Source organism: Longimicrobium sp., assembly GCF_036554565.1.
Classification (GTDB): Bacteria; Gemmatimonadota; Gemmatimonadetes; order Longimicrobiales; family Longimicrobiaceae; genus Longimicrobium.
In genome coordinates this window covers 1-3,396 of the sequence record NZ_DATBNB010000030.1, presented here as the reverse complement: position 1 = coordinate 3,396, position 3,396 = coordinate 1, and the positions used below count along the sequence as shown (strand labels likewise).

The window sequence follows — 3,396 nt, the reverse complement described above, 5'->3', positions numbered from 1 at the left end:
ACACCAAAAAGGCCGCCACCGCCACACCCCAGGGCGCGCCACCCAGCAGCAGCGCCACCATCAGCAGGGCGCAGGCGGGGCGCCAGGTCAGCCACACCAGCCGGTCGCCCATGGAGCCCAGCGAGCCGCGCAGGGCGTTCTTGAAGCGCCCCACCAGCTCCGGGGGCGTGCCGTCGGCCTCCAGCCGCGCGATGGCGCCAGCCGCGACCCCCGCCAGGTACGGGTGCGCGTTGAACAACTCCGCGTGCCGCGCCACCGCGGCCCGCAGCCGCTCCGCGTCTCCCGCGTGCACGTGCCGCAGCGCGGGCGCCAGCACGAACGCCATCCCCGTGCCGATGAGCGTTCGGTAGTTCCACGAGCCCTGCACCGCGAAGCTGCGCAGCAGCATCGCCCGGCGCACGCCGCGCGGCAGCGGGCTCACTTGAGCCACAGCACCGCCACCCCGGCGGCGGCGCCGGCCAGGAACAGCGGCAGCCGGCGCCGGCCGAACAGCCGCAGCGAGGACGCCAGCGCCCCCGCGGCGGAAAGGGCCAGCGCGGGCCGGGTCCAGTGCTCCTGGAAGGGGATCCACCCGAGCGTTTCCAGCAGCGTCCCCAGCACCAGCAGCCCCGTGATCGTCACCACCGCGCCGCGGGCGAAGTCCAGCCCCAGCGCCTTCAAATGCATGCGCTCCAGCTCCCCGGGCGAGAACAGCTGCCCCTCCCCCGGCACGGCGATGGCCACGTTGGTGCGCCGCAGCCACTCCACCGTCGTTCCGCCCACGCGCCCCCAGGCCATGGAGAAGACGACCGCCGCCATCAGCGCCACCGGCACGTCTACCGCCGCCCCCGCGTACGCCCCCGCCGCGGCCACGGCGGCCGGCGCGGCCTCGGGGTAGCGGGCGGCGCCCACGGGAAGGACGGCCAGCTGCAGCGCCTCCAGCAGCACGCCGATGACGATGCCCGCGTGCGGGCTGCCGGTGACGATCCCCGCCAGCCCCGCCGCGATCAGCGGGCGCGACAGCATGAACTGGCCGAACGAGGTTCCGTCCAGCGCCAGCACGCCGCCCAGCAGCCCCAGCAGCAGCAGGATGGGAACATCGGGGACCATGGCCCGTTCAGCCTCCCGCCAGCAGCTCGTCGAGCATCACCTTTCGCGAAGCCGGAAGGTCTCGCGCCGACACCTCGGCCCCCGAGGCCGCGATTTCGCGCAGGGCATCTCCGTCGCCCGGCCCCAGGTGCAGGTAGGGAAGCACGCGGGTGCGCCCCTCGGCGTGGTGGATGCCGCCCAGGTTCACCTCCTCGCCCGCCAGCGCGCCACCCTCGGCCACGCGGCGCGCCGTGGCCACGTCGCGCACCAGGACGATTACGCGGCGCCCGCCCTTCCACTCGGGGATGCGGCGCCGGGCCTCGTCGACGGTGACGAACACGGCGTCGATCTCGGGCGGCACCCCCAGGCAGTACAACTCCTGCTCCCAGGGGCTGGCGGCGATCTCGTCGTCGGCCACCACGATGCGGTCGGCGTGAAGGGGCCCGCCCCATCCCACGACCACCTGCCCGTGGATCAGGCGTTCGTCAACCCGAAACAGCACGATCGGCATGCGCCCCTTCCCGGCACTGGCCGGTGATCGACGACTTGCCCTTGCTCACCAGCCGGTCCACCAGCTCGGGGAGGGGCAGCTCGCGGTGAAAGACGAAATCCAGGAGCATGGGCAGGTTCACCCCGCACACCACCGCCGTGTCCTCGCGCTCCAGCGACAGCTTGCGCGCGGCGAAGGCGCACGAGCCGCTGGGCAGGTCGGTGAAGACGATTCCCGGCCCCTCGCCCAGCGCCTGCAGCACGTTGCGCTGCAGGGCATCGGGCCCGCATCCCTCGTTGCTCACGGCCACCAGGGCGTCTGCGTCGGCCCCGGCAATCTGCCGCACGGACTGCACCAGCCCCTCGGCAAGCGACGCGTGGCTCACCACCAGCCCCCGCACCGGCTCATTCATAATCTTCCTCCAGGTAGTCCGACACCCCCGCCATGCGCTGCTGAAGCCGCTGGTTGAACAGGCGGGCGGTGTCGACGCCCGAGTATTTCAGAAGGTGGTTCATGGCCACCACCTCGCACACCACGGTGATGTTCTTTCCCGGCACCAGCGGCACCGTCACCATCGGCACGGGGATGCCCAGGATGTCCATGGTCTTCGTGTCGAGCCCCGTGCGGTCGTACACCGCGTTCTCGTCCCAGATCTCCAGCTGCACCACCACCTCGATGCGCTTCTGCTGGCGGATGGCTCGGATGCCGAACATGGTGCGGATGTCGATGATCCCTACCCCGCGGATTTCCATGTGGTGCCGCTGCAGGTCGTGCCCCTTGCCGATCAGCACCTCGTGCCCGCGCCGCGTGATCATCACCAGGTCGTCGGCGACGAGCCGGTGCCCGCGCTCCACCAGGTCCAGCACCGTCTCGCTCTTGCCGATGCCGCTCTTGCCCACGAACAGCAGTCCTACCCCGTACACGTCGGCCAGCGATCCGTGGAGGGTGGTCCGGGGCGCGAACCGCTCTTCCAGGAAGGGCTTGATGCGGGTGTAGAAGTCGGCGGTCTTGAGCGCCGAGCGGATGACGGGTGTGCCCGTCTGGTTGGCCAGCTCCAGCAGCGGCGGCGGCGGCGTCTGCCCCTTGGTGACGAAGACGACCGGAATGTCGAACGCCAGGAACACCTCGAGCGCGGCGCGGCGGCGGTCTTCGTCCAGCGATTCCAGGAAAGCGACCTCGGTTTCGCCCAGCACCTGCATGCGCTCGGCGGGAAACCGCTCGGTGTAGCCGGTGAGCACCAGCCCCGGCGAGCTGATGTCGGGGGTGTGGATGGTGCGCGACAGCCCGCGTTCGTCGGTCAGGAGCTCCAGCGCAAGCGATTCGCGCTTGGAGCGCAGCAGGTCGTCAACCGTCAATGCGCGCCTTCTGGTTCGGTGGCTCCGGGCCGGCCCGGTAGAATAACGGTTCGGGCCCGGATGCGCACGCAACATTGGTGCGACGGGTTCCCCCTCCCCCGGCCCCTCCCCCGGCCCCTCCCCCGCAAACTGGCCCCTCCCCCGCCCCTCCCCCGGCAAACTGCGCCGGGAGAGGGGAGCACGTCGATCCGCGCCGACTGGCTGCCTCGCATGCCGCGGGAGCCCCCTCCCCCCGGCCCCCGTCCGCCGCTGCGCAGGGGAGGGGGAGACCTGAATTGCGCTGCGGCTGGGCTCGTGCGCTGGACCGGAACGCAGGCGACGAGAGGTGCGCTTCGGCAAACCCGGCGCATGGCCCTGGCCGCCCCCCTCTCCCGGCCTCTCCCCCATAAACCCCATGGGGGAGAGGAGAATTCGACTGCGCTACGGCTGGCCCCGCGCACTCTACTGGCTCCCTTCCCCCGCGCAGTTTGCGGGGGAAGGGCT

The 3,396-nt window shown here is 71.7% G+C and carries 5 protein-coding genes; all 5 read right to left on the bottom strand.

Features of this window, described 5'->3' with window-relative positions; translation table 11 throughout:
- On the bottom strand, nt 1–421 hold a 421-nt coding region (locus VIB55_RS00925), incomplete at its 3' end, for a PTS system mannose/fructose/sorbose family transporter subunit IID (protein ID WP_331874781.1).
- A complete protein-coding gene (locus tag VIB55_RS00920) occupies nt 418–1,089 on the bottom strand; it encodes a PTS sugar transporter subunit IIC (RefSeq protein ID WP_331874780.1) in 672 nt (223 codons plus the stop codon). The genes VIB55_RS00920 and VIB55_RS00925, both read right to left, overlap by 4 nt.
- A 7-nt stretch (nt 1,090–1,096) precedes the next feature.
- On the bottom strand, nt 1,097–1,579 hold the full coding sequence (locus tag VIB55_RS00915; protein ID WP_331874779.1) for a PTS sugar transporter subunit IIB: 483 nt from the start codon (nt 1,577–1,579) through the stop codon (nt 1,097–1,099).
- Entirely contained in the window at nt 1,554–1,970 is a 417-nt protein-coding gene (locus tag VIB55_RS00910; protein WP_331874778.1) for a hypothetical protein, read from the bottom strand. Before VIB55_RS00910 ends, VIB55_RS00915 begins: the two co-directional genes overlap by 26 nt.
- Nucleotides 1,963–2,913 carry an HPr(Ser) kinase/phosphatase gene (gene hprK / locus VIB55_RS00905; protein ID WP_331874777.1) on the bottom strand — a complete coding sequence of 317 codons (951 nt, stop codon included), beginning with the start codon at nt 2,911–2,913 and terminating at the stop codon, nt 1,963–1,965. Before hprK ends, VIB55_RS00910 begins: the two co-directional genes overlap by 8 nt.
- Nucleotides 2,914–3,396: the final 483 nt, after the last annotated feature.